This window comes from Microbacterium hydrocarbonoxydans, from assembly GCF_023715885.1.
GTDB classification, from domain to species: Bacteria; Actinomycetota; Actinomycetes; order Actinomycetales; family Microbacteriaceae; genus Microbacterium; species Microbacterium hydrocarbonoxydans_C.
This window is the reverse complement of sequence record NZ_JAMBOY010000002.1, coordinates 693160-711493: the sequence shown is the minus strand read 5'-3', so window position 1 is coordinate 711493 and position 18334 is coordinate 693160. Positions and strand designations below refer to the sequence as shown.

13 protein-coding genes are annotated in these 18334 nt (G+C 69.6%); 4 read left to right on the top strand and 9 right to left on the bottom strand.

Annotated features, from left to right (window positions below; all coding sequences use genetic code 11):
* Positions 1 to 66: 66 nt before the first annotated feature.
* Complete coding sequence (locus tag M3195_RS07660) at positions 67 to 915, bottom strand: type IV toxin-antitoxin system AbiEi family antitoxin domain-containing protein (RefSeq protein ID WP_251586185.1); 849 nt, start codon at positions 913 to 915, stop codon at positions 67 to 69.
* Positions 916 to 1287: 372 nt separating this feature from the next.
* On the opposite strand from M3195_RS07660, the gene M3195_RS07655 reads away from it, so the two are divergent.
* Complete coding sequence (locus tag M3195_RS07655; RefSeq protein WP_251586183.1) at positions 1288 to 2091, top strand: hypothetical protein; 804 nt, start codon at positions 1288 to 1290, stop codon at positions 2089 to 2091.
* 48 nt (positions 2092 to 2139) lie between these two features.
* Here M3195_RS07655 and yicI read toward each other — a convergent pair whose 3' ends face one another.
* The 6 genes from yicI to M3195_RS07625 form a co-directional block, all read right to left on the bottom strand.
* Positions 2140 to 4371: an alpha-xylosidase gene (gene yicI, locus M3195_RS07650; RefSeq protein ID WP_251586181.1), complete on the bottom strand. Its 2232-nt coding sequence runs from the start codon at positions 4369 to 4371 to the stop codon at positions 2140 to 2142.
* On the bottom strand, positions 4371 to 5258 hold the full coding sequence (locus M3195_RS07645; protein WP_251586179.1) for a carbohydrate ABC transporter permease: 888 nt from the start codon (positions 5256 to 5258) through the stop codon (positions 4371 to 4373). The genes yicI and M3195_RS07645 overlap by 1 nt, the downstream gene beginning before the upstream one ends.
* Positions 5258 to 6223, bottom strand: a complete 966-nt coding sequence (locus tag M3195_RS07640; RefSeq protein WP_251586177.1) for a carbohydrate ABC transporter permease — start codon at positions 6221 to 6223, stop codon at positions 5258 to 5260. Before M3195_RS07640 ends, M3195_RS07645 begins: the two co-directional genes overlap by 1 nt.
* Before the next feature lie 55 nt (positions 6224 to 6278).
* Positions 6279 to 7586 carry an ABC transporter substrate-binding protein gene (locus M3195_RS07635; RefSeq protein ID WP_251586175.1) on the bottom strand — a complete coding sequence of 436 codons (1308 nt, stop codon included), beginning with the start codon at positions 7584 to 7586 and terminating at the stop codon, positions 6279 to 6281.
* A 125-nt stretch (positions 7587 to 7711) separates the two neighbouring features.
* The gene (locus tag M3195_RS07630; protein ID WP_251586173.1) at positions 7712 to 8725 is read right to left on the bottom strand and encodes a LacI family DNA-binding transcriptional regulator; all 1014 of its coding nucleotides are present in this window, start codon (positions 8723 to 8725) and stop codon (positions 7712 to 7714) included.
* A 211-nt stretch (positions 8726 to 8936) separates the two neighbouring features.
* A complete protein-coding gene (locus M3195_RS07625) occupies positions 8937 to 9395 on the bottom strand; it encodes a GNAT family N-acetyltransferase (RefSeq protein ID WP_251586171.1) in 459 nt (152 codons plus the stop codon).
* A 120-nt stretch (positions 9396 to 9515) separates the two neighbouring features.
* On the opposite strand from M3195_RS07625, the gene M3195_RS07620 reads away from it, so the two are divergent.
* The gene (locus M3195_RS07620; protein ID WP_251586169.1) at positions 9516 to 11735 is read left to right on the top strand and encodes an NADP-dependent isocitrate dehydrogenase; all 2220 of its coding nucleotides are present in this window, start codon (positions 9516 to 9518) and stop codon (positions 11733 to 11735) included.
* A gap of 78 nt (positions 11736 to 11813) precedes the next feature.
* Here the strand turns inward: M3195_RS07620 and M3195_RS07615 are convergent, their stop codons facing one another.
* On the bottom strand, positions 11814 to 13328 hold the full coding sequence (locus M3195_RS07615; protein WP_251586167.1) for a L,D-transpeptidase family protein: 1515 nt from the start codon (positions 13326 to 13328) through the stop codon (positions 11814 to 11816).
* A gap of 119 nt (positions 13329 to 13447) precedes the next feature.
* Positions 13448 to 13852, bottom strand: coding sequence for a RidA family protein (locus M3195_RS07610; protein ID WP_251586165.1), 405 nt, complete (start codon positions 13850 to 13852; stop codon positions 13448 to 13450).
* 25 nt (positions 13853 to 13877) lie between these two features.
* On the opposite strand from M3195_RS07610, the gene M3195_RS07605 reads away from it, so the two are divergent.
* Both M3195_RS07605 and M3195_RS07600 read left to right on the top strand, forming a co-directional pair.
* Positions 13878 to 15095 (top strand): alanine racemase, encoded by a 1218-nt coding sequence (locus M3195_RS07605; RefSeq protein ID WP_251586163.1) that lies wholly within the window; start codon positions 13878 to 13880, stop codon positions 15093 to 15095.
* Positions 15086 to 18334, top strand: a complete 3249-nt coding sequence (locus M3195_RS07600; protein WP_251586161.1) for a family 20 glycosylhydrolase — start codon at positions 15086 to 15088, stop codon at positions 18332 to 18334. The genes M3195_RS07605 and M3195_RS07600 overlap by 10 nt, the downstream gene beginning before the upstream one ends.

Genomic DNA, 18334 nt, shown 5'->3' with positions numbered 1-18334 from the left:
CTTTTGCGGCCACGACCGAGTGTCGTGGCCGCAGAAGTTGCGCGTGGCCGCAAAAGTTGCGCACAGTCAGCTGCGACGGCCGGGCGGCAGGTGCAGGCCGCGCGCGATGGCTGCCTGCAGAGTGCGCTCCACTCTCGGCCAGTCGTGCACGATCTGGCCGTAGGTGAACCGCAGCACCGTGTACCCGCGGAGGCGCAGGTCGGCATCATTGGCGACGTCGGCACCACGCTGGGCCGGCGACGAGTGGTGCGCGTACCCGTCGATCTGGATCACGAGGTGCGAGCCGACGACGATGTCCACCCGTCGTCCCGCCAGGCGCACCTGCTGACGCACGGGTACGCCCCAACCACTGAGTCGCACGACGACGATCGTCTCGAGACCGGAATCCGACACTCCGACGACCTCGTCGGCGAGACCGCGCGCGTGCTGCTCGCGCCACCGCACGAGCCGGAGTGCCTCCACGTCGAGGCCCTCCACACGGATGGCCGACTCCCAGATCACCCGAGCGTCTTCGTGGGAGCAGCAGACCGCGATGTGCGCCAGTGCGTCTTCGATGGATGCCGTGAGCTCCCGGGCGCCACGATCGATGAGCGGCGCGCCCCAGTGCAGCGTCGCATCGTCGCGATGGCGATGCGCGTTTGCGCCGACCTGAAGGTGCAGTCCGGCATCCACTCGTTCGGGTATCCACCATCCACGGCGCCGGGCGAGTGAGATGCACGTCAATCGGCCGGATGCCGCGGCGGCCGCCGTGAGATCTGCCGGCGCGGAATCGAGCGCTACCCACTGCGCGCGCACGCGACGGATCTCGCCCGCGCGGATCGCCTCCCGCACGCGGCGAGGCGAGAAGCCGTGCTCCGCGGCATCCGATCGGTGGGCGATACCACCGCGTGCGGCGAGCCATGCGGTCAGTTCCATCGACCAAGGATGCGGCGTCGGCAGCCCGGGCAACGTCGCAGAGAACACCATCGGGGGAGAACCGGGCGCGGGTCCGGGATGTGCAGGAGGGGCGCGGGCGGCAACTTCTGCGGCCTGTGCGGACTTCTGCGGCCTCAGAGCGCCCTCGTGGCCGCAAGAGCTGACGATGGCCGCGGAAGTTGCGCGCGGATCGAGGCTGAAGAGACGGCAGGGGAGGGTCGCGGGAGGGGCGGGCAGCGGGCAGAGGCAGGGGACAGGAGGGAGAGGGCAGGAGAGAGGGCAGGAGAGGGCAGGCAGGAATAGTGCGGGGGCCGGAGACAGGGGAGACGACGGGGCGGGGACAGAGTCGTGGGCACTGGGTAGCATCGAAGCATGGATCCGCTGCTGCTCATCGAGTGGTGGTGGATCGCGCCCGTCGCGGCCGGAGGGGTCGCGGCGGGAGGGATCGGGATGCGGAGGCGGAGCATGAAGAGCGGACGCCGGCTCGCGGTCGACGCCGCGCGGCACGACCTCAGACAGGCGCAGCAGATCGCGACAGAGCGCCGCATGGCCGCTCGACTGGCCAGGGCGGAGTACGCCCGTGTCTCGGCCGAGCGCAGCGCGAGGAGGGCGACGCCGGAGCAGGTCGCCGGCGCCAAGCGGATGCTGCGCGAGAAGGAGAACGACGCGAAGGCCGCCGCGGCCGACGTCCGTGCCAAGCAGGTCCGGCTCAGCGCGGCGCGGGCGGCGCTGCCGGCGGCATCCGCCCCCCGACCGCTCGAGCGACTGCAGGCCGAGCACGACGGGATCACCGCACGGTGGATGCGGTACGAAACGGATACCTCGCTGCAGATCGCCTATCCCGCGATGACGGATGTCAAGCAGCCCGCGACGGCTGCCTACCTGCGCGCGGCGGGGGCCGCGGTCGACGCGCGCCGCGCTGCGAGCGGCAAGGTCACGACTCCGGCGGAGTTCGCCGCCTACCGCGATGCGGTCGCCGAGCTGGAGCGAGCGTTCGAGGCGGCAGAACACGCGGCGCGAGTGCAGGCGGGCGAGGCTCCGGCTGCGCCGACCTGGCAGGATGCCGCGCAGGACATGCTCTCGCGGTCGGCCGAGGCCTTCGACCGCGCTGCCGGGGCCGCTGCCTCCGCGTTCGCCGCATGGAACGAACGGAAGCAGCGGCCCGACAAGCGCTAGCGACACGCCTCTGCGAGCGTCAGCGAGGGGCTCGCGCGCCCCCTCCGCTCAGCGCGTGACCTCGCCGAGATCCACGTCGTACGCCCTCCGGTCGCCGTCCGGGTTCGTCACCGTCACCGAGCTCCGACCGCTCCCGCCGGCAAACACCCGCATCTCGAGACCCTCGTGGTAGTCGTAGTCCGGGCGGTCGGTGCGCGCACCCCACGGCAGGGCCGTGCCCGGCCGCACGTACAGCGGCAACGAGTCGAAGCCGTGCGTCTCGCGACGCCACCCGCCGCCGGTGACCGTCTCGCCCGTGAGCAGCGACGTCCACTCGCCCTCGGGCAGGTAGAACTCGACCGAGCCGTCGGCCGCGAACACGGGTGCGACGAGCAGGCTGGATCCCAGCATGTACTGGCGGTCGAGGTATCCGACGGCGGGGTCGTCGGGGAACTCGAGCTGCATCGGCCGCATCAGAGGGATGCCGGTCGTCGCTGCATCCAATCCCTGCTGGTACAGGTACGGCATGAGCCGCATCTTCAAGTGCGTGAACCGGCGAGTCACGTCGACGGCTTCGTCGTCGAACGCCCACGGCACCCGGTAGGAGCTTGAGCCGTGGAAGCGCGAATGCGAGCCCAGCAGACCGAAGGCCGTCCAGCGCTTGAAGACGCCGGCGTCCGGAGTGCCCTCGAAGCCGCCGATGTCGTGGCTCCAGAACGCGAAACCGCTGAGCGCGAGGGACAGCCCGCCGCGCAGCGTCTCGGCCATCGACGCGTACGTCGAGGTCGAATCGCCGCCCCAGTGCACGGGCATGCTCTGGCCGCCGGCCGTCGCCGAGCGTGCGAACAGCACGGCGTCGTCGGCGCCCCGCGCCTCGGTCAGCACATCGTGCACCGCCCGGTTGTACAGGTCGGTGTAGAGGTTGTGCATGCGAGCCGGATCGGAGCCGTCGGCCCAGACGACCTCGGTGGGGATGCGCTCGCCGAAGTCGGTCTTGAAGCAGTCGACACCCTGATCGACGAGGCGGCGCAGGTGCCCCTGGTACCAGGCGGTCGCCTCGGGGTTCGTGAAGTCGACGAGTCCCATGCCGGCCTGCCACAGGTCCCACTGCCACACCGAGCCGTCGGGGCGGCGCACGAGGAAGCCCTGGTCGGCCGCCTCGCGGAACAGCGGGGAGCGCTGGCCGATGTACGGGTTGATCCACACGCAGACGCGCAGGTCCTTCTCGTGCAGGCGCGCGAGCATGCCGTCCGGATCGGGGAACACGCGGGTGTCCCACTCGAAGTCGCACCAGTTGAACTCGCGCATCCAGAAGCAGTCGAAGTGGAACACCGACACGGGCAGTTCGCGCGCCGCCATCTCGTCGATGAACGACGAGACCGTCTGCTCGTCGTAGTCGGTGGTGAAGCTCGTCGACAGCCACAGACCGTACGACCATGCGGGGACCACGGGCGGGCGACCCGTGAGCGCGGTATAGCGGACGAGCACGTCCTTCGGGGTGGGGCCGGCGATGACGAAGTACTCCAGCACCTCGCCGGGGACCGAGAACTGCACGCGCTCGACCGCCTCGGATCCGACCTCGTACGAGACGTGCCCCGGATCGTTCACGAGCACGCCGTAGCCGCGGTTCGACAGGTGGAACGGGATGCTCTTGTACGCCTGCTCGCTCGACGTGCCGCCGTCGGCGTTCCAGATGTCGACGGACTGGCCGTTCTTGACGAGGGGACCGAAGCGCTCGCCGAGTCCGTAGACGAGTTCACCGACGCCGAGGTCGAGCTGCTCGTGCACGAACGAGGATTCCGGCGGGACCGTTCCGCCCTGCCGGGCGTTCGACACGATTCCCTGGTCGACCTGCGCGTCGGAGGCGAGGCGCACGTAGCCCTGGGCCTTGTGACCGCTGCCCGTGACGCGGCGTCCGTCGACCTCGAAGGAGAGATCCCACGGCGCCCCCGGTGCGATGCGTGCGACGAGGGCCCCGGCATCCAGCGATCCGCCGTCATCGGTGAGCGACGCCCGAGCCGCTCCCGTCCCCGCGCCCGGGAGCGCGAAGCCGCCGTGCCAGCGCCCGCCCTCGTGATGGGCGATACGCACCCGGATCACCCCCTCTGCGGGGGAGGAGAGAGTGGTGGTGAGCACCGGTCGGTTGAGGGTGTCGCCTCGTTTGGCGATCACCATCGTCGGTGCGGTGATGACGATGCCGGGTCCGTCGGCGGTGGTGGTCTCGGCGATGTCGTAGGCCTCCTGCGCGTAGAGCGCGGTGACGCCGGGACGCAACTGCCAGAACCCGTCGGTGAACTTCATTACTTGACTGCTCCTGCCGTGATGCCGCGTGTCAGCGTGCGCTGGAAGATGAGGAAGAAGATGAGCGTCGGGATGATGCCCAGGAGAGCGGATGCGCTCGTGGTGGTGACGTCCATCAGACGGTCGCCCTGCAGCACGCTGATCGCGACCGGCACCGTTTGGTTCGCGTTGGACGCGAGGAACGTGAGGGGGATGAGGAACTCGTTCCACGTCCAGATGAAGAAGAAGATGAGCAGCACCGACAGCGTCGGGCGACTGATCGGGAAAACGACCCGCCAGAGGATCTGCCAACGGTTCGCGCCGTCGAGCGAGGCGGCCTCGAGCACCTCCTTGGGGAACGTGCCGTAGACCGACGACAGCAGGTAGGTGCCGAACGCCGCCTGGATCACCGTGAACACGACGATGACCGACCACACGTTGTCGTACAGGCCGACGGTTTTGAACATGTAGTACAGCGGGTACAGCAGCGCCTCCTGGGGGAGGAGGTTCGCCAGCAGGAAGAGCAGGACGATCCAGGAGCGACCTCGCACCCGGCCGATGCCGATCGCGAAGGCGTTCAGCATCGAGATCACGACCGCCAGCACAGCGACGACGCCCGAGATGAAGAGGGAGTTCCAGACCTTCTCGGGGAAGTTCACCCGCTCCCAGAATTTGATGATCCCGCCGAAGTCGAGGGTCTCGGGGAACGCGAGCGGCCCAGAGGTCGCGTAGTCGACGGGAGACTTGAACGAGTTCACGAGGACGAGGTAGAACGGCGCGATCACGAGCAGCGCGCCGATCACGACGAGGGCGAGCAGCAGCCAGTCGACCGGGCGCTTCTTGGTCATGCCGCCCCGGGGGCGGGCCTTCGCAGGCTTGCCGGTGACGATGGCGGTGGTGGCGTGCATCACAGACCCGCCCTTTCCTTGCGCTCGAGCGAGTTCTGCACCCGGATGAAGATGATCGACACGATGACCACGACGATCGTGAGCACGGTCGCGATGGTCGCGCCGTATCCGACGTTCCGCTTCGTGAAGAACTCCTGGTACGCGTAGTACGCGGGCACGAGCGTGGACCCTGCCGGCCCGCCGCGCGTGATGATATAGACCGGCCCGAAGACCTTGAGGGCGGCGATCGTGCAGGTGAGCGTCACGACGAAGATCTCGGGGCGGATGATGCTCATGGTGATGGCCGAGAAGCGCTGGAACCAGTTGGCGCCGTCGAGCTCGGCGGCCTCGTACAGCTCCGGATCGACGCGCTGCAGGGCCGCCATGAACACCACGACGGGGTAGCCGAGCTGCACCCAGACCATGACGACCATCAGGACGATGAGGGCGGACGGCATCTGCCCGAGCCAGTCGTAGGCGGGGATGCCGAAGGCGCCGAGGATCTGGTTGAGGGCGCCGTCGCCGCCCGGCCGCACGATCCACCCGATCACGATGCCGGCGACGGCGATGGGCAGGATCTGCGGGAGGTAGTAGGTGGCCCGCAGGAAGCTGCCGACCTTGCCGCCGAACTTGCGTCCGACGACGTCGAAGAGGAGCGCGGCCACGACGAGCCCCACGATGGTCGGGACGACCACCATCGCGATGATCATCCACACGGAGTTCCCGAACGAGGTCCAGAAATCGCTGTCGGTGAGGATCTTCTGCCAGTTCTCGAGCCCGATGAACTCCGGCGTGCGCACGCCCTTCCACTTCGTGAAGGTGAGGTACACGTTCCAGATCAACGGCACGATGACGACGATGAGCAGCAGGACGAAGCCGGGCAGCAGGTACATCCAGTAGGCGCCGGTGCCGCCGCGGCGCTGCGGGATCGACGGCTGCTCCGGAGGGAGCTTCGTGCGGCGCGCGGGGCGCGTGGCGAGTGTCATGTTCTTCTCCAAGAGGATGCGGAGGGCGACCCGTGAGCCGCCCTCCGCGGGTGGATCAACGGAATTCCGCTGTGCCCTCGTCGTACTGCTCGCCGAGGTTCGCGTCGGTCGTCTCCGCGTCCTGCGAGCCGGTGATGAGACCCTGCAGCTCCTGCACGATCACGTCGTAGAAGCCGGGCGCGGGCCAGTCCGGGTAGAACGAGAGACCGTCGGCCTCGAGCACGCCGTTGAAGGTCTCGATGAGTGCGGCGCTCTTCTCGTCGGTGATGTCGGCCGTGTCGGCGGCGACGGGCAGCCCGCCGTTGTTGCCGATGATCGCCTGGATCTCCGGACGCATCGTGATGTCGATGAACTCGTAGGCCAGCTCCTTGTTCGCCGCGTTCTCGGGAACGACCCAGAGGTTGCCCGACGAGCCGAGCGACAGGTCGGCCCCGGGGAACGCGGTCATCGTCCAGTCGAAGCCGGTCGCCTCGGCGACGAAGCGGCCGAACCACCACGAGCCCGACACGAAGATCGGCGACGTGCCGTTGATGAACGAGACGCCGGCGTCCTCGGCCTTGACCGAGGAGACGTCGGAGGCGATGTAGCCCTTGTCGACGTACTCCTTCAGCGTCTCGGTCGCGGTGCTGATCTCCGGCCCCTGCCAGTCGACCTCTCCGTCGTACAGCTGATAGGCGTCGACGAAGCTGCGATCGCCCTCGAGCAGCGCGAGCTGGTACCAGAGCTGACCGAGAGGGTACTCGGCGCCGGCCTCGGCGAGCGGGGTGACGCCCTTCGCGACGAACGCGTCGAGCACGGCCACGAACTCCTCGTACGTGGTCGGGATCTCGAGCCCGGCCTCCGCGAAGGCATCCTGGTTGTAGTAGACGCCGACGAACTCCCCGTAGTTCGGGATGCCAAACCAGGTGTCGCCGCCCATGACCCCGTCTTCGGAGTACTTCGCGGTGGTCTGCAGCGAGGGAGCGAGCTTCTCGTCCCAGCCGTACTCGTCGACCGCGTCGGAGATGTCGGCGATCAGGCCGGTCGAGGCGAGGAAGCCGGCCGTCGCATTGCCCTTGTTGAACTCCATGAGATCTGGCGCTGCGTCAGTGTCGAGCACCTGGCTCGCCGTCTTCTGAATCTGCTCGAACGACTTCTCCTCGAACTCGACCGTCGCGCCGGTCTCCTCTTCGAAGATCTTGATGGCCTCGGCCCAGGCCCTGCCCATGGCGCTGTCCGCGCCCTCGTAGTGCCAGAGCTTCAGGCTCTGGCCGTCGCCGTCCTCGTCTCCTGAGCCAGCGCCGCAGCCGCTCAGAGCGAGCCCTGCCGCGGTCAGCGCGGCCACGGCGGCCAGCGTCCTTGTCGTGCGGATGTTGCGTGCCATCGTCGGCATTCCTTTCTCGGTGGCCTCGCGGCCGGGACACTTCTTCGGGTCGTGTTCAGTTGTGGATCACGTGCGATGTCGAAGCGTTTCGACAATGCACATGCGTTCGGACTCGGCGCAGCTCTCTACTCCCGGGCGGGAGCGATCGAGCCGACCGCGCGGTACTCGGGCGGGATGAGGTGGACGCGCGGCGTCGACCCGCCGCTCTCGACGCTGCCGACCGCGAGGTCGACGGCGAGCTCGCACGACTGCTGGGGCACGAGCGGGATCGTGTCGATGGCGACCGGCAGCTCGGTCGTGTCGAAGGATGCCGCGGCCGAGACGACCGAGACGTCCTCGCCCACCCGCAGTCCGCGGGCGGCGATCGTCTCGAGCAGGATCTCGTGCACGTCGCCGACGGCGTGCACGATGAATGCTCGGTCGCCGCGATCCAGGGCGGTTTCGCACGTCGAGCGCACGAGCGCGGCGTCCGTCGTCGTGTCGCCGGTCGTCGCCCACTCGAGAGCGATGTCGCGGTGCGCGGCGCGATCGGTGACCCCGGCGAGCAGGCGCCGGGGGAAGTTCGACTTGCGGTACGACACCTGGGTCTGGCCGAGCAGCATGACCCGTCGGTACCCGGCTTCGGCGAGTCGGTCGATCGCGAGCGCGCCCGCCGCCTCGAAGTCGAGGTCGACGCAGGTCAGGCCCTCGGCGTCGTTCGGGATGCCGATGAACACGGTGGGCGTGCGCACGCTGCGTGCGATGGCCGCCCTGTCGTCATCGGGGGCGACGTCGAGCACGAGGATCGCATCGACGAGACGACTCGCGGCGACGCGATTCATCCCGTCCGAGGTCTGCTCGTCGGTGAGTAGCAGGATGTCGTAGCCCCGCCGCCGCGCCGCGACCGCCGTGGCGAGCACGAACGCCATGTGGGTGGGGGCGTGGGTGTCGGCGCGCAGCGGCTCGGTGAGGGCGAAGATGTGAGTTCGGCGACCGGCCAGCATCCGCGCGCCGGCGTCGGGCTCGTAGCCGAGCGTCCGAGCCGCGTCCTCGATCCGGCGACGTGTCTTCTCGGAGACGGGACGCTTACCGCTGAGCGCATAGGAGACGGTGCTGATCGACACTCCGGCGGCGTGCGCCACCTCATGGATCGTCGTCATCGGGACTCCGTCGTCGCTCGGTCGAAAAAATCATCGAAGCGCTTCGCCAGCGCTCTGAAGCGATGATAGGCACGGTCAGCGAGCGAGTGCAAGCTTTTTGTGGTGACTCGCAACAAATCCGTGATCTCGACCCCTGCGCGCATTGAGGGCCCCGCACCGACAGGGCGACGGGGCCTCGATGGGGGAGGGGATCCGAGACCCCGCCGCCGGTCTACGGTGCGACGCGGATCTCGGCGATGACCTCGGAGTACTCGGTCTCGCCCACCGGCGTGAAGCCGACGCGCAGGAAGAAGGCCTCCGGACCGTCCTCCCCGGCCTCGTAGATGACGTTGACGTGGTCGACGCCGCGCGAGCGCGCCTCCTCGACCAGCTGTTCGACGGCGAAGCGCCCCACGCCCTTGCCCTGATCGTCGGCGTCGACGTTGATGCGCCACAGGACGGAGCGGAAATGCTCTTCGGGCGCATCCGGATCGAAGTTCGCGCTGACGAAGCCGACGACCTGGTCGCCGTCGAGCACGACGCGCTGCCAGGAGGTGGCCGGATTGATGACGGTGGCCGCGATGCCGTAGGACACCGGAGCGAGGAACTGCTCCTGTCCGGGCTTGAGCGACAGGTTGTTCACGGCGACGATCGTCGCAGCGGAGAGTTCGACCATGCGCAGTTCGGACATAGTGACAGGCTAGCCCCTCCGGTGCGATCCGTCCCAGAGACGAGCAGATTCTCGGGGCGAGAAGCGCTCAGGTATCTTGGTATCGAGACAATTCTGCCCTCGTGAACGGAGAACCTCCCGGTGACCGACGACGCCATCATCTACACCTACACGGACGAGGCTCCCGCGCTCGCCACAGCCTCCTTCCTTCCGATCATCCAGGCCTTCACGGGCCAGGCGGGCATCGACGTCGAGACGCGTGACATCTCTCTGGCAGGCCGCATCCTCGCTGCCTTCCCGCAGAAGCTCGCTCCCGAGCAGCAGGTCGGCGACGCGCTGGCCGAGCTCGGCGGGCTCGCCACGCTGCCGGAGGCGAACATCATCAAGCTGCCGAACATCTCGGCATCCATCCCTCAGCTGAAGGGCGCGATCGCCGAGCTGCAGGCCCAGGGCTACGACATCCCGGACTTCCCCGACGAGCCCTCGTCGCTCGAGCAGAAGGACATCCGCGCCCGCTACGACCGCATCAAGGGGTCGGCAGTGAATCCGGTCCTCCGTGAGGGCAACAGCGACCGCCGCGCGCCGCTCGCCGTCAAGAACTACGCGAAGAAGCACCCGCACCGCAACAAGCCGTTCGCCGAGGGATCCAAGACCCGCGTCGCGACGCTCGGTCACGACGACTTCAAGCACAATGAGCGTTCGTGGGTCGCCGCCCATGACGACGTGCTGAGCTTCCGCCACATCGCCGAGGACGGTACGGTCACCGTGCTGAAGGAGGGCCTCAAGGTCCTTCCCCGCGAGATCGTCGACGCCACCTTCCTCTCCGCATCTCACCTCGATGCCTTCCTGGCCGAGACACTCGAGACGGCCAAGGGTGACGACGTCCTCTACTCGGTGCACCTCAAGGCGACGATGATGAAGGTCAGTGACCCGATCATCTTCGGCCACGTGGTCAAGGCGTTCTTCGCCGACGTCTTCGCGCAGTACGGTGACCAGCTCGCGGCCGCCGGGCTCAACCCGAACGACGGTCTCGGGTCGATCCTCGCGGGGCTCGAGGGCATCGCCGGCGGCGACGAGATCGCCGCCGCGTTCGCGAAGGCGATCGCCGAGGGGCCGCGTCTCTCCTACGTCAACTCCGACAAGGGCATCACGAACCTGCACGTCCCCAGCGATGTGATCGTCGACGCGTCGATGCCTGCCCTCGTGCGCAACGGAGGCAAGCTGTGGGGCAAGGACGGCGGCGAGGCCGACACCCTCGCGGTCATCCCGGATTCCTCCTACGCGAGCGTCTACCAGGCCGTGATCGACGACGTCATCGCCAACGGCCCGCTCGACCCCGCCACGATCGGCACCGTGCCGAACGTCGGTCTCATGGCACAGGCGGCCGAGGAGTACGGCAGCCACGACAAGACCTTCGAGATCGCCGCGGCGGGCACCGTGCAGGTGCTCGACAGCGAGGGCACCGTGCTCATCGAGCACGAGGTCGGCGAGGGCGACATCTGGCGCGCCACGCAGACCAAGCACATCCCGGTCATGGACTGGGTCAAGCTGGCGGTCTCGCGTGCACGTGCGACCGGGGCTCCCGCGGTGTTCTGGCTCGACGCGAACCGTTCGCACGACGCGCAGATCATCGCGAAGGTGCACCAGGGGCTCGCGACGCTCGACACCAAGGGCCTGACGATCACGATCCTCGCTCCGGAGGAGGCCACGCGCTACACGCTCGCGCGCATGCGTCACGGCCTCGACACGATCTCGGTGACCGGCAACGTGCTCCGCGACTACCTCACCGACCTGTTCCCGATCCTCGAGGTCGGCACGAGCGCCAAGATGCTCTCGATCGTGCCGCTGCTGGCCGGCGGTGGACTGTTCGAGACGGGAGCCGGAGGGTCGGCGCCGAAGCACGTGCAGCAGCTCGTCGAGCAGAACTACCTGCGCTGGGACTCGCTCGGCGAGTTCTTCGCGCTGGCCGCCTCGCTCGAGCACTTCGCCGACCGCACCGGTAACGAGAAGGCGCGCGTGCTGGCGGAGACGCTGGATGCCGCGACCGGCACCTTCCTCGAGGAGGACCGCTCGCCCGGTCGCGCCCTCGGCACGATCGACAACCGCGGCAGCCACTTCTACCTCGGGCTGTACTGGGCGCAGGAGCTGGCTGCGCAGTCGAAGGATGCCGAGCTCGCCGCCGCTTTCGCTCCGGTCGCCGCTGCGCTCTCGGAGAAGGAGGAGCAGATCGTCTCCGAGCTCAACGCCGTACAGGGCTCGGCCGTCGAGATCGGCGGGTACTACCGCCCCGACGACGCGCTCGTGGCCGCGGTCATGCGCCCGTCGTCCACGCTGAACGAGATCGTCGACGCACTGCGCTGACGCACGCGAAGGGGCCGGATGCTGAGCATCCGGCCCCTTCGTCGTATCCGCTCGACTCTCGGTGTGCGCGGCGGTCGGTCAGTTGTGGACCGAGACCTCCATGCCCACGGGAGACCACTCGTACACGAATCTCGCGACGTCGATCGGCATGTTCACGCAGCCGTGGCTCATGCGGTTGCCGAAGTTGCTGTGCCAGTAGGTGCCGTGGAAGCCCTCGTCGCCGTTGAAGTACGTGACCCACGGGACGTTCGGTGTCTCGGTGATCGAGCCGTCGGGCTCGCGGCTCTTCATGGTCTGCGAGCGCACGTGGGCGTAGACCTTGAAGTTGCCGACGTCTGTCGGCGTCGCAGCCTTGCCGGAGGAGATCTTCCACGAACGCACGACGGCGCCGTTCTCGTACAGCGTCGCGGTCTGCGAGCTCAGGTTCACGTCGATCTTGCGCAGGAGCGTGACGGCGCTGAACGGGGTCTCGGTGACCGAGATCGGGAACACGCTCTCGCCCGCTTCGAGCTTGTCCGCCACGTCGGACGCGAGGTTCGAGGTGTCGCTCAGTGCGCGGCCGTTCACGCCCTCGGACTCGGTGCGCAGCACCTTGCCGGACGAATCGACGATCTGCGTGGCGTTGACCGGTGCGCGGTCGACGGCTGCGGGCAGCGCGTCGACGGTCGCCTGGATCGCAGCCTGATCGGCTTCGATGCGGAGCGTGCCGTCATCGTCGACGACGGTGAACCAGGTGGAGGCGGTGGCGGCGTCGACCGGGACGGTGCGCTCCTCGCCGAGGTAGAAGCCCATCGTTCCGAGCATCGTGTTGATCGACGTGGCGAGCGCGGTGGCGTCCTCGTCGGTGACCGCCGGGGCCGCCTCGGCGGGCCCCCCGGGGAACTCGAAGCTCTTGCCGCCCTCGGCGATCGTGTCGATGAACGCCTCGTTGAGCGCGGCGACATCCACCCCGGTTCCCGTCGCGGACGGTGTGATGACGTAGCTGCCGGTGGCCGCGTCGAAGACGACGCCGGCGTCGACCGGGTCCTCGAAGCTCGCGGGAACGGCGTCGCGCAGTGCGGTGTCTGCGACGGCGGGATCGAGGGCGATCTCGCCCGCGACGGGCTCGCCCATCCAGGCGCCGACGTTCCACATCGGGTGCTCGGCGAAGGCCTTGTCGGCGAGGGCGCTCGCGTCGACGGCGGCTCCGAGCTCCGCGCCGGTGAGCACGACGTCGTCGCCTGCTCCGGTGAGCGTGACCTCGGTCTCGGAGACGTGGGCGCTGATGACGTCGGCGGCGGCGCCGGGTGTCATCCAGCCCACCGGGATGCCGGCCACCGTGGTGCCGGGTGCGATGAGGATCATCGAGGCTGCGCCGACGCCGATGACGACCGCGCCGACACCGAGGCCGATCCACAGTCCGAGGCGCTTCTTCTTGGGCGCCGGTTCGATGGGAGCCCAGGCCAGCGGCTGGTCGCCGCTCTCGGGCGGCATCGAGTCGGTCGGGGTCTCGTCACCCGACGGCGTCAGAGCGACCGTGTCGGCGGAGCCCGCCTCGGTCAGCTTCTCAGTCTTCGCATCCTGCGCTGAGATCAGATCGGTCACGAACTTCACCCCCCGGTTCTACGTGGCCTTTATCACATTCAATGCTACGGGATCGAAGGTAACGAGGGGGCAACGGTCGTGCGGGCCCTCTCGGACCCGCACGATTCAGCGGACGGCGCAGCCCGCGATCATTCGACGATGGCGATGCCGTCGATCTCGACGAGCATCTCCTCGCGAGGCAGACCGGTGAACACGGTGGTGCGCGAGGGGAGCACGCCGCTCGGCGTGTTCGCCTCGACGAAGGCGCCGTACGCGTCGTTCATGATCGGGAAGTCCTCGCGCTTCGTGAGGTAGACGCGCAGCATCACGACGTCGTCGAACGTCGCGCCGGAGGCCTCGACGATGGCCTTGACGTTCTCGAGGGTGCGCGTGGTCTGCGCGGCGACGTCGCCGGGGTACAGGTACTCGTTGGTGACGGCGTCGACCGGGCCCTGGCCGGAGACCTGGACGAACGGGCCCTTGCGTACGCCCTGCGAGAAGGTGTGGGCGGGGGCGGGGGCGGCGTCTGTCGTGATGCGGGTCTTCGAAGTCATGCTGCAAGCCTAGTAGCCTTGTTAGATGCCTCTACAAATTCCGGATCCCGTCCTCGGCACCTGGGCGAAGGGCTTTCCGGCCCTGGCAGGAGGGCTGCATCTCTCCGATGTCGCCGACGCCGACCTCCGGCTCTCGGATCTGGTCACCCCGGTGTTCACCGTGCACGAGGCGGCACTGGCCCACAACGAGGCGACGGTGTTCTCCTGGGCCGCCGAGCAGGGGGTCCGGCTCGCGCCGCACGGCAAGACGACCATGGCTCCCGCGCTGTGGCAGCGTCTCCTGGACGCGGGCGCCTGGGGCATCTCGGTCGCGACGCCGTGGCAGGCCGAGGTTGCCGTGGAGGCGGGCGTGCAGACCGTGCTGATCGCGAACGCCGTCACCGATGCGGCGGCCGCACGGCGATTCGGCGAGCTGCTCGCCGCCGACCCCGAGCTGCGGATCCTGTGCTGGGCCGACTCCGAGCGGACGGTCGAGATCCTCGCCGGTGCGCTCGAGGGCGCCGCTCGTCCCCTCGACGTGCTCGTCGAGCTCGGCGGAGCAGGGGGGCGCACGGGGGCCCGCACGATCGAGGAGGGCGAGCGCATCGCGGGCGCGATCGCCGCAGCATCCGGGATCCGCCTCGCCGGCGTCACGGGCTACGAGGGTCCCTTCGGCCCTGATCGCAGCGACAGCTCTATCGCCGCCGTCGACGCCTATCTCGGCACGCTCGTGGAGCTGCACTCGCGCCTGGCGTACCCGGACGGCGTCCGGCCCGTGCTCAGCGCAGGTGGCAGCTCGTTCCCCGACCGCGCGGCCGCGGTGCTCGCACCGCACAACGACGGGGCCGACGTCGTGCTGCGCTCCGGCGCGTTCCAGATCCACGACGACGGGTTCTACTCCCGCATGTCGCCGTTCGGTCCGCTGACGGGCACCGAGCCTCTGCGCTCCGCGATGCATGCGTGGTCGCGCGTCGTCTCGCAGCCCGAGCCGGGCCTCGCCCTGCTCGACGCGGGGCGCCGCGACGTGCCCTTCGACATCGACCTGCCTGTCCCGCAGTCGGTGGGCGGTACGATCACCGCATTGAACGACCAGCATGCGTTCCTGAGCCTCGGCGCCGACGCGTCGGTCGTGCAGGGCGAGGTCGTGCGGCTGGGGCTCTCGCACCCCTGCACCGCGTTCGACAAGTGGAAGGTGGTCGCGGTGATAGACGACCCCGACGCCGACGACCCGCGCGTGATCGGAGCGGTGGCGACGTGCTTCTGAGCAGCGAGAAGCCGGTTCGCGTCTACCGCGATGCCACGGTCGTCGACGGCACGGGCGGGCAGCGCTACCGCGCCGACGTGTACGTCGAGGGCGCTCGCGTCGTCGCGGTCGTGGGAGAGGGTGTGGACGCGGCGCCTGATCTGCCCGAGTCCGCCGTCGAGGTCGACGCCGCCGGGCTCGTGCTCGCGCCGGGGTTCATCGACATGCACGCGCACAGCGAGCTCGCGGTGCTCGAGGGCGCCGCGCACACCGCGAAGATCCTGCAGGGCGTGACCACCGAGGTCGTCGGGCAGGACGGGCTCGGCTACGCGCCGCTCGACGACGCCACGGCCGCGATCATCCCCGCGCAGATCGCCGGCTGGAACGGTGCTCCGACGTCGGTGCCGTGGCGCACGATGGACGACCTGCTCGCGGCGTTCGACGCCGCAGCGGTCGCGAACGCCGCGGTGCTCGTGCCGCAGGGCAACCTCCGGATGATGGTCGTCGGCCACGAGAACCGCCGAGCCACCGATGCCGAGCTCGCGGCGATGGGCGAGTTGCTGGGCGCGGCGATGGACGCCGGGGCCTTCGGCATGTCGAGCGGCCTGACGTACACCCCGGGCATGTACGCCGACACCGCCGAGCTCGAGGCGCTGTGCCGCGTGGTCGCGGAGCGCGGCGGCTACTGGTCGCCCCACACCCGCAGCTACGGCGGCGCGGCGCTGGACGCGTACCGCGAGGCGCTCGACATCGGGCGTCGCACCGGGTGCCCGATCCACCTCACGCACGCCACGATGAACTTCCTCCCCAATCGCGGCAGGGCCGACGAGCTGCTCGCTCTCGTCGACGAGGCGCTCGCCGACGGCGTCGACGTCACGCTCGACACCTACCCCTACCTCCCCGGCGCGACGACCCTCGCAGCGCTGCTGCCGAGCAGGCTCTCGGAGAGCGGAGACCTGCTCGGGACGCTCGCGGCGCTCGACACCGCAGGGCGCGAGGCGGTGCGGGTCGAACTGGAGGACATCGGCTGCGACGGCTTCCACGGCGAGCGAGCCGACTGGGAGGCGATCCAGATCGCCGGCACGGGTGACCCAGCGCTCTCCGGGCTCGTCGGCCGTACGGTCGCCGAGATCGCGACGGCCGAGGGGCGGCGCGCCGTCGACGTCGTGCTCGACACGATCGTCGAGGATGCCGGCGCCACGAGCATCCTCATGCACATCGGCGACGAGGAGAACGTCCGCGCGATCATGCGGCATCCCCGCCACACCGGTGGCAGCGACGGCATCCTGATCGGCGCACGTCCGCATCCGCGCGGGCGTGGCGCGTTCCCGCGCTACCTGGGCCATTATGTGCGCGAACTCGGCATCCTGTCGCTCGAGGAGGCCGTGCGGCACCTCTCCGGCACGCCGGCCGCGCGGCTGGGTCTCGACAGGGGCGACGCACCCCGCGGGGTGATCCGCGAGGGCGCGACGGCCGATCTCGTGCTGTTCGACCCCGAGACGATCGCCGCCGGCGCGACGTTCGAGGACCCGCACGCGGCGCCCGTCGGCGTCGTGGAGGTGCTGGTCGCCGGCGAGCCGGTGGTGCAGCAGGGTCACGCCACCGGCAGCTCTCCCGGGCGCGCGCTCCGCATGCCGCCGCCCGCGCATCGCGCGACTGTTCCGCTCGCGCACTCGCACATCGACCCCATGGTCCCTCCGTTCGTCTGGACTGCGGAGACGCCCGTCGTCGCCACCGACGACCTCGCCGCGAGCGCTGAGCGCCTCGGCGGTGCGCTCGTCGCCCGGAGTTCGGTCCCGGCGATCACGCTGCGGATCGACCACACGCTCGCGAGCGCGCCCTTCGCTGAGGGGCGTGTCGGCGATGAGGCGTTCCGGATCGTCGTCGCGGCGGACGGGATATCCGTCGCCGGCGCATCGGTCGCCGGCGTCTTCCGCGGCGCGACCGCTCTGCGACAGCTGCGCGAGCCCGGCGCGGAGCGGTCGCGCATCCCCGCGGGCGAGTGGACCGGCGCCCCGGCCTATGCCTGGCGTGGGGCGATGCTCGACGTCGCGCGGCACTTCCGGCCCGCCGACGACGTGCGTCGGCTCATCGATCTGCTCGCCGACCACCACCTCAACGTCCTGCACCTGCACCTCACCGACGACCAGGGGTGGCGCTTCGAGGTGCCCGGCTACCCGAGACTCACGGAGGTGGGCGCGCGACGCGAGGCGACACAGCGCGGCCATGGCCCGCTCGCGACGGTCGAACCGGGCGTGCACGAGGGCCATTACACGGATGCCGAGCTGCGCGACCTGGTCGCGTACGCCGCAGCGCGCCACGTCACGCTCGTGCCGGAGGTCGAGCTGCCCGGTCACATCCAGGCCGGTCTCGCCGCGTATCCGGAGCTCGGCAACACCGACGCGGGCGAGCCCGTCACCGCTCCGTGGGAGAGGTTCGGGGTCAATCCGCGCACGCTCGCGCCGACCGAGGAGTCGCTCGCCTTCGGGCGGGCTGCCATCGACGCCCTGTGCGACCTGTTCGACTCGCCGTGGATCGGCATCGGCGGCGACGAGGTGCCCGTGACGGAGTGGGAGCAGAGTCCGGCGGCGCAGGAGCGGATGCAGCAGCTCGGGCTCGTGTCGGCCCACGACGTGCAGCCGTGGTTCACGGCGCATTTCGTCGCGCACGTCCGCGCACGGGGACGCACGGCGCTCGCATGGGACGAGGTGCTGGAGGGCGACGTGCCCGATGGCGTCGCGATCCTCGCCTGGCGCGGCCCCGTCGCGATGCGTGAGGCGCTGCGCCGCGGCATCCCGGTCATCGCGTGCCCGGATCTGAGCGTCTACCTCGACTACCCGCAGTCCGACTCGGAGGAGGAGCCGATCCGCGTCGGACCGCCGCTGCCGATCCAGCAGGTGTATGCGCTGCGCGTGGAGAAGGGGGCGTCCGGAGGCCAGGCGAACGTCTGGACGGAGCACCTGCCGACGCGCGATCGTGTGGATTTCGCGATGTTCCCGAGGCTTGCAGCGGTCGCGGAGCGACTGTGGGACGGTGGGGAACCGGCGCCGTTCGCGGACTTCGCGAGGCGGCTGCCGACGCACCTCCGACGCCTGGCCGAGCGGGGGGTGCGGTATCGTCCTCTCGACGGTCCGACGCCCGCCCAGCGACGCCCCGGCATTCCCGGGAAGCCGCTCACGCGGAAGGCGCGGGAGGGCATCGTCGAAGGCCTCGTCGCCCGGCTCGTCGAGCGGGCGGGAGAGGCGGATCGGGACGGCTGA

Coding starts and splice junctions, on each gene's coding strand:
- M3195_RS07660 (WP_251586185.1), bottom strand. CDS start 915: ATGGAACTGACCGCATGGCTCGCCGCACGCGGTGGTATCGCCCACCGA.
- M3195_RS07655 (WP_251586183.1), top strand. CDS start 1,288: ATGGATCCGCTGCTGCTCATCGAGTGGTGGTGGATCGCGCCCGTCGCG.
- yicI (WP_251586181.1), bottom strand. CDS start 4,371: ATGAAGTTCACCGACGGGTTCTGGCAGTTGCGTCCCGGCGTCACCGCG.
- M3195_RS07645 (WP_251586179.1), bottom strand. CDS start 5,258: ATGCACGCCACCACCGCCATCGTCACCGGCAAGCCTGCGAAGGCCCGC.
- M3195_RS07640 (WP_251586177.1), bottom strand. CDS start 6,223: ATGACACTCGCCACGCGCCCCGCGCGCCGCACGAAGCTCCCTCCGGAG.
- M3195_RS07635 (WP_251586175.1), bottom strand. CDS start 7,586: ATGGCACGCAACATCCGCACGACAAGGACGCTGGCCGCCGTGGCCGCG.
- M3195_RS07630 (WP_251586173.1), bottom strand. CDS start 8,725: ATGACGACGATCCATGAGGTGGCGCACGCCGCCGGAGTGTCGATCAGC.
- M3195_RS07625 (WP_251586171.1), bottom strand. CDS start 9,395: ATGTCCGAACTGCGCATGGTCGAACTCTCCGCTGCGACGATCGTCGCC.
- M3195_RS07610 (WP_251586165.1), bottom strand. CDS start 13,852: ATGACTTCGAAGACCCGCATCACGACAGACGCCGCCCCCGCCCCCGCC.
- M3195_RS07605 (WP_251586163.1), top strand. CDS start 13,878: ATGCCTCTACAAATTCCGGATCCCGTCCTCGGCACCTGGGCGAAGGGC.